Origin of the sequence: Clostridium sp., assembly GCF_026168755.1 — a bacterium.
Taxonomy (GTDB): domain Bacteria; phylum Bacillota; class Clostridia; order Clostridiales; family Clostridiaceae; genus Clostridium.
Genome location: NZ_JAPFDR010000080.1, coordinates 1 through 7,176 on the forward strand (window position 1 = coordinate 1; position 7,176 = coordinate 7,176).

Sequence of the window (7,176 nt, forward strand, 5' to 3'; positions counted from 1 at the left end):
ACTTGGTACAGAAGGTTTTAATGTCTCCATAAAGAGAGTTCAAAGAAGAATGACCGAACTTGGTCTTTTTGCAATAACTGTAAAAAAATACAATCATCATTCAAATAAAAAAGTAGCAGAAGGTTTGGAAAACGTTGTGAAAAGAGATTTTACAACTACTTCTATTAATGAAAAATGGGTTGGAGATATTACATATATTCATACTATCAGAGATGGTTGGTGCTATTTAGCTTCAGTTCTTGATTTACATTCAAAAAAATAATTGGCTACGCTTTCGGCAAAAGAATGACTAATGATTTAGTTATTAAAGCTTTAAAAAATGCCTATTATAGCCAAAATATTGATAAAAATAAACAGTTAGTATTCCATACAGATTTAGGATCTCAATATACTAGTAATGATTTAAAAGAGCTATGTACAGAGTTTAATGTTATATTGCATTAGGATAGCGCTTATAATAATGATTTCTAAGTATTTTTTCACGCAAACTTTCTATAGACTTAACTCTGCAACTAATATTTGAAAATTCACAATAACTTTCATTTAAAATAGTAAAAAATGATTTTTCTAAATTCATAGAAGCTTTGATTAGAGCTTCATTATTATTTTCTAATTCATTTAAGGCTATTTCTAAATAGTAAAATTATTTAATATTCAAAGCTAGACCTCTAGTTATATATTAATATAACTATCATTATACAAAAATAAAGTTAATATATCTATTTTTTGCTAATAAGTCACAATCTATTAATAGTATTTAACAAAAATAAATTTATGCTATAATGGTGTAGTTGAAAATTTTAAGAGATTGGGGGTATAAGATTGAGTGACGATATTATAAAAAAGCTAACCCTTGAGATAAATAAACATGAAAGTTTAGAAGATAAAGAACTTAAAATTATAAAGTTCCAACTTTTAAGAAAAAGTATGATTTTAAAGGTTGTTTTAAGAGGAAAAGAAAAATTAGCTCATGAAGAAGAGGAACTAATTAAAAAAATTATTTGTAAAACTTTAATGATAAGAATTACTGTAGAAATAGTTTTTTATAGAGATGCTTCAGATATTACGTTAGATGAAGTAATACAAAACCATTGGATTGAATGTATTTCTGAAACAATAAAAAAGACACCATTATGTAAAAGTCTTTTATTAAATTGTAGAAAAGAAGTTAATGAAAATAAAGTATCTGTATTTAATGGATATGATAAATTAACAGAACATCTAAAAGGTAAAGGTGGCGAAAAGAGTTTAGAAGATACTGTTAAAGCAATGTTTGGTATATCTTGTAGATTTGAAATAAAATATGATCCAGCTATGGAAGTAGTAATAGACTATGCAGCAAGAGAAAAAGAAGAAAAAGAGTTGTTAAATAAAGCTATGCAAGCTAGAGTTAAGGAAATGAGCAAAGCCTCAACTGTTATAAGTAAGCCAGTAGAGAAAAAGCCCGCTGAAAAGAAACCATATGAAAAGAAAGAAAATAGTTATAAGAGGGAGCCAAAGGCTGAAAATGCGATATATGGTAGAAATATTTCTATTGAAGCTACTCCAATAAATGAAATAAATGAAAGATCAGGATATGTAGCAGTTTTAGGAGATGTATTTAAAGTAGAAACTATGGAAACTAAAACTGGTAAGATAATATTAACATTCTACATAACTGATTATACTAGTTCTATAACAGTTAAATGCTTCTTAAAGCCACAGGAAAAAGATGAGGTTCTTGATAATGTTAAAAAGGGTCTTTACTGTAAAGTTAGAGGAGAAGCTGTATATGATACTTATCAAAGAGAAGTAGTTATAATGGGTAGAGATATCTTGAAGATGAAAAAGATGGAGAAGATGGACGGGGCTGAAGAAAAAAGAGTCGAGCTTCACTGTCATACTACAATGAGTGCAATGGATGGTGTTACACCAGTTTCAAAAATTGTAGAGAGAGCAGCAAAATGGGGTCATCCTGCTATAGCTATTACAGATCATGGTGGTGTTCAAGCATTCCCAGATGCACAAATTGCAGCTAAAAAGAATAAAATAAAGGTTATTTATGGTGTAGAAGGATATTTAGTAGATGATGGAGTACCATTAGCTTTAAATGAAAAAGGTCAAAATTTAGATGATACTTATGTTGTATTTGACTTAGAAACAACAGGATTTTCATCTAAAAATGATAAAATAATTGAAATAGGAGCAGTTAAAATTCAAAATGGAGTTATTATAGATAACTTTAGTGAATTTGTAAATCCAAGGAGGCCAATACCTTATAATATAACAGAGCTTACAGGAATAAATGATGATATGGTAAGAGATGCACAAGCCATAGAAGATGTATTACCCAAATTTATAGAGTTTATAGGAGATTCAGTTGTTGTAGCACATAATGCAGGTTTTGACTGTAGCTTTATATCTAAAAATTGCAATGATTTAGGTTTGGAATTTTCACCAACTATAGTGGATACAGTTCCACTTTGTAGATTTTTATACCCAGAATTAAAATCTGTAAAGTTAAATCTTGTAGCAAAACATTTAGGAGTTAAGCTTGAAAGTCATCATAGAGCTGTAGATGATGCTAAAGCAACAGCTGATATTTTAGTTGAGTGTTTTAAAAAGATAAAAGAAGAGTTGGAAGTAGAAACTTTAGAGGAGTTAAATAAGATATTCTTAGAAAAAGTTGATATTAAGAAGTTGCCAACGTATCACATAATAATTTTAGCGAAAACGCAAGCTGGAATTAGAAATTTATATAAACTTGTATCAGAAGCTCATATAGATAATTTCTTTAGAAGACCAAGAACTAAGAGGTCTAGACTTATGGAAATGAGAGAAGGACTTATAATTGGAGGGGCTTGCGAAGCTGGAGAAATTTATAGGTCTGTAGTTGGTGGTAAAAGTGATGAAGAAATAAAAGAGGTAATGAGTTTTTATGATTATGTAGAAATTCAACCTATTGCTAATAATGCGTATATGATTGAAAAAGGTTCAGTAAAGGATGAAGATGAACTTAAGGATATTAATAGAAAAATTTATGATTTAGCAAAAGAAATTAATAAGCCTACTGTAGCAACTTGTGATGTTCATTTTCTAGATCCTCATGATGAAGCATTTAGAAGAATAATTATGGCAGGTCAAGGATTTGGAGATGCTGATAATCAGCCACCTCTTTATTTAAGAACTACAGAAGAGATGTTAAAGGAATTTTCATATTTAGGAAGTGATATTGCTAAAGAAGTAGTTATTAAAAATCCACAAGCAATAGCAAATTCCGTAGAAGAAAACTTAAAGCCTATTCCTGATGAAACTTATCCACCTAAGATTGAAGGTGCAGATGATGATATTAGAAATATGACAATGAATAAGGTTCATTCTATTTATGGTGATTCACTTCCAGAAGTAGTACAAAAAAGATTAGATAAAGAGTTAAATTCTATTATAAATAATGGATATGCTGTACTTTATCTAATTGCACAAAAGTTAGTTGCAAAATCTTATTCAGATGGATATTTAGTAGGTTCAAGAGGATCTGTTGGTTCATCTTTTGTTGCAACTATGTCAGATATAACAGAAGTTAATGGGTTGCCACCACATTATGTATGTCCTAAATGTAAGAAGTCACATTTCTTCTTAGATGGTTCTGTAAGTTCAGGAGCTGACTTAGAAGATAAGGATTGTCCAGATTGTGGTGTACCTTATATAAAAGATGGTCACGATATTCCGTTTGAAACTTTCTTAGGATTTGAAGGAGATAAAGAACCTGATATAGACTTAAACTTCTCTGGAGATAACCAAGGTGATATTCATAAATATACAGAGGTTTTATTCGGAAAAGGATACGTATTTAAGGCTGGAACAATAGGTACAGTTGCGGAAAAAACAGCTTATGGATTTGTTAAGAAATACTTAGATCAAAAGGGAATTATTGTATCACAAGCGGAAATTGAAAGACTAACTATTGGATGCACAGGTATTAAAAGAACAACAGGACAGCATCCAGGGGGAATTATGGTTGTACCCAATTATACAGATGTTTATAATTTTACACCAATTCAAAGACCAGCAGATGATTCTACATCAGATGTAACAACTACACATTTTGATTATCACTCTATTTCAGGAAGACTATTAAAGCTTGATATACTAGGTCACGACGATCCGACAGTACTTAGAATGTTACAAGATATAACAGGTTTAGATCCAAAGACTATACCTCTTAATGATAAAAAAGTACTGTCTTTATTTACATCACCTGAAGCTTTAGGTGTTACAAAAGAAGAGCTTGAATGTGAAGTTGGTTCTTATGGTTTACCAGAGTTTGGAACAAAATTCGTTCGTCAAATGCTTGTAGATACACAACCACAAACATTCTCAGATTTAGTTAGAATATCTGGACTTTCTCACGGTACTGACGTTTGGCTTAATAATGCTCAATACTTCATTAAAGAAGGATATACTACACTTAGAGATTGTATTGCAACAAGAGACGATATCATGGTTTATCTTATGTATAAAGGTGTTGAGCCTAAAACTGCATTTACAATAATGGAAAGTGTAAGAAAAGGTAAAGGCTTAACAGAAGATTTTGAGAAAACCATGAAGGAAAATAATGTTGAAGATTGGTATATAGAAAGTTGTAAAAGAATCAAGTACATGTTCCCTAAGGGGCATGCCGTTGCTTATGTTATGATGGCTGTTAGAGTTGCTTATTATAAGGTGTATTATCCACTTGCATATTATGCAACTTACTTTACGGTAAGAGGTGCAGATGATTTTGATGCAGACTTAGTATGTAAGGGAGAAACTGCAGTTCATGCAAAACTTCAGGAGTTATATGCACTTGGTAATCAAGCAACTGTAAAAGATAAGGGATTAATTACTGTTTTAGAGCTTTCTTTTGAAATGTATAAAAGAGGATTTAAAATGCTTAAGGTAGATTTATATAAATCAGATGCAACTAAATTCTTAATAGTAGATAATGCATTAAGACCACCGCTAAGTTCATTGCAAGGGGTTGGAGTAAATGCAGCCAAATCAATTGCAGAAGCGAGAAATGATGGTGAATTTATCTCAAAGGAAGATTTAAGATTGAGATCAAAGATATCTAAAACTGTAATTGAGACTTTAAGCAATCATGGTTGTTTAGAAGGTATGTCTGAAACAAATCAATTATCATTATTTTAGAATAAATACTTAAAAGGACTAATCGCTAGGGGTTGGTCCTTTTTTAATAATATTTTTATTTTTACTTAAACTTATTTTATAGATAATTTATATAAATAAATTGGACATGCGAACAATTAGAATATAAATAACATAAAATATATTTAAGTAATAATAAAGGAGATTAATGTGAGCTACAATTCAATTTATGATATTGTTGGATTTAATAATGAGGTAAATAGACTTGAAACTCAAGCTAAATTAGGGTGGAAAAAGGAATTTAGAACTTTAAAATGGTTAGGACTTAAAGATGGAATGAGGATTCTAGATGTTGGTTCAGGAACAGGAGTATATACTGAATTATTATTAGAAAATTTACTACATAGTTCAGTAACAGCTTTAGAAGTTGATAAAAGATTATTCGATATTTCAAAGGATCGTTTAAGTGATTATGATGGCAATAGACTTAATTTAAAGCTTGCTTCTATAAAAAATAGTGGTCTTAAAGAAAATAGTTATGATTTTGTAGTTTGTAGATTTGTATTTCAGCATTTAGAAAGCCCTATGGAAGCAGCAAGAGAAATATATAAATTATTAAAGCCAGGAGGAATAGTAGTAATTATTGATTCAGATAGAGGAATGCATGGAGTAAGTGACCCAGATATATTATTTAAGAGTGGGAGAGGGTTTATTAATCAGATAGAAAAAAGGGCAGGTTGGAATAGAGAAATTGGACGCAAACTTCTTAAAATACTAAAATATACTGGGTTTGAACAACTAGATTTTGAAGCAGTAACTGTTCATAGTGATTTAGTTGGTATAAAAAATATTCTTGGAGATAATAAAGTACCATCAGAGATAATTAAAATGGTTAGTAGAAGTAACCCAAGATTAGCTAAGATTATGAGAATTTGTAGTGATAGTACTGAAAGAGAGAAATGTACAATGATATTTTTAAACTTAATGGCAAGGGGCAAAAAGCCTATTGATTAACATAGAAAATAAAAAGGGCCATAAAGACCCTTTTTATTTTAATTTTCCAGATATATTAAGTTCTAAAGTCAAATTTAGTTGAACATTTTTTACAAGTAACAACTATATTACCTTTACCTCTTGGAAGTCTAAGCTTTTGTTTGCAGTTAGGGCATTTGGTGATTTTGTAGTTACGATACTGAGTATATTTAAATTTAATATTCTCAAACATATAAGATAAATTATTTAAATTATATACAGGTAAGTTATAAGGAATAGATTTACCAAATTTTTTTAAAAATTTATTTGTGTATGTATAGAAAACATTATATTCATCTTTTCTTTTATATATTTTTTTTGAAAATGCTCTGTATACAGCATAAATTAAAATAAATGTCCCTAAAAGTCTAGTGAAATCAAAAATATTAAGGATACAAGATATTAAAATTAATACTATTGATAATAAATCAAAACCATAAGTTCCATTTAAAAAGCTCATATAATCACCCCGAATTAGAAATTTAACATAATATAATAGTTTTTAAAAATAATTATAATATAAATTGAAGAGTTGTACAATTTATTTTATATTAACAAGTAATGAATAAAAAATTAATAGTATATTAAAAAGCAAATATAAAAGTTCTAATTAAAAAATAAGTATACAGCTATTATTTGAAATAAAATAATGGTAGGAAATCCTAAGGTGAATTTTAAATGTTTTGTTTTATGTCTGAAAGTATACATTCCAAGTACACCTCCAACACTACCACCTATAAGAGCTAATATAAAAAATGTTTTTTCGCTTATTCGCCACTGTTTTAATTTAGCTCTTTTTTTATCTATGGACATAAGAGTAAAAAGTAGAATGTTGGTAAATACTATATAAATAAATATAAATTTCATAAAACCTCCCAATCGAGTAGGAGGTAGATAATTATTTTATCTACCGACCTCTCACACCACCGTGCGTACCGGTCTGGTACACGGCGGTTCTTTAAGTTTAATGAATTTTAATATATTGACGCGTTAGGCTTTTCAAGCCTAAGTCGTTAA

5 protein-coding genes and 1 pseudogene are annotated in these 7,176 nt (G+C 29.3%); 4 read left to right on the forward strand and 2 right to left on the reverse strand.

Annotated features, from left to right (window positions below):
* The 4 genes and pseudogenes from Q0Y03_RS14820 to Q0Y03_RS14835 form a co-directional block, all read left to right on the forward strand.
* Positions 1–262, forward strand: a pseudogene (locus Q0Y03_RS14820) (IS3 family transposase); the annotation flags it as partial.
* A 23-nt stretch (positions 263–285) separates the two neighbouring features.
* Positions 286–444 (forward strand): hypothetical protein, encoded by a 159-nt coding sequence (locus Q0Y03_RS14825; RefSeq protein WP_297714572.1) that lies wholly within the window; start codon positions 286–288, stop codon positions 442–444.
* A 378-nt stretch (positions 445–822) separates the two neighbouring features.
* On the forward strand, positions 823–5,169 hold the full coding sequence (locus Q0Y03_RS14830; RefSeq protein ID WP_297714573.1) for a PolC-type DNA polymerase III: 4,347 nt from the start codon (positions 823–825) through the stop codon (positions 5,167–5,169).
* Between the two features lie 168 nt (positions 5,170–5,337).
* A complete protein-coding gene (locus Q0Y03_RS14835; protein ID WP_297714574.1) occupies positions 5,338–6,141 on the forward strand; it encodes a class I SAM-dependent methyltransferase in 804 nt (267 codons plus the stop codon).
* 55 nt (positions 6,142–6,196) lie between these two features.
* Here the strand turns inward: Q0Y03_RS14835 and Q0Y03_RS14840 are convergent, their stop codons facing one another.
* Both Q0Y03_RS14840 and Q0Y03_RS14845 read right to left on the reverse strand, forming a co-directional pair.
* Positions 6,197–6,619 (reverse strand): hypothetical protein, encoded by a 423-nt coding sequence (locus tag Q0Y03_RS14840; RefSeq protein ID WP_297714575.1) that lies wholly within the window; start codon positions 6,617–6,619, stop codon positions 6,197–6,199.
* 146 nt (positions 6,620–6,765) lie between these two features.
* Positions 6,766–7,026, reverse strand: a complete 261-nt coding sequence (locus Q0Y03_RS14845) for a DUF1294 domain-containing protein (RefSeq protein ID WP_297714576.1) — start codon at positions 7,024–7,026, stop codon at positions 6,766–6,768.
* Positions 7,027–7,176: the final 150 nt, after the last annotated feature.

Excerpts from the sequence above, each read along its gene's own strand:
- Q0Y03_RS14845 (WP_297714576.1), bottom strand. The coding sequence starts at position 7,026 with ATGAAATTTATATTTATTTATATAGTATTTACCAACATTCTACTTTTT.
- Q0Y03_RS14840 (WP_297714575.1), bottom strand. The coding sequence starts at position 6,619 with ATGAGCTTTTTAAATGGAACTTATGGTTTTGATTTATTATCAATAGTA.
- Q0Y03_RS14825 (WP_297714572.1), top strand. The coding sequence starts at position 286 with ATGACTAATGATTTAGTTATTAAAGCTTTAAAAAATGCCTATTATAGC.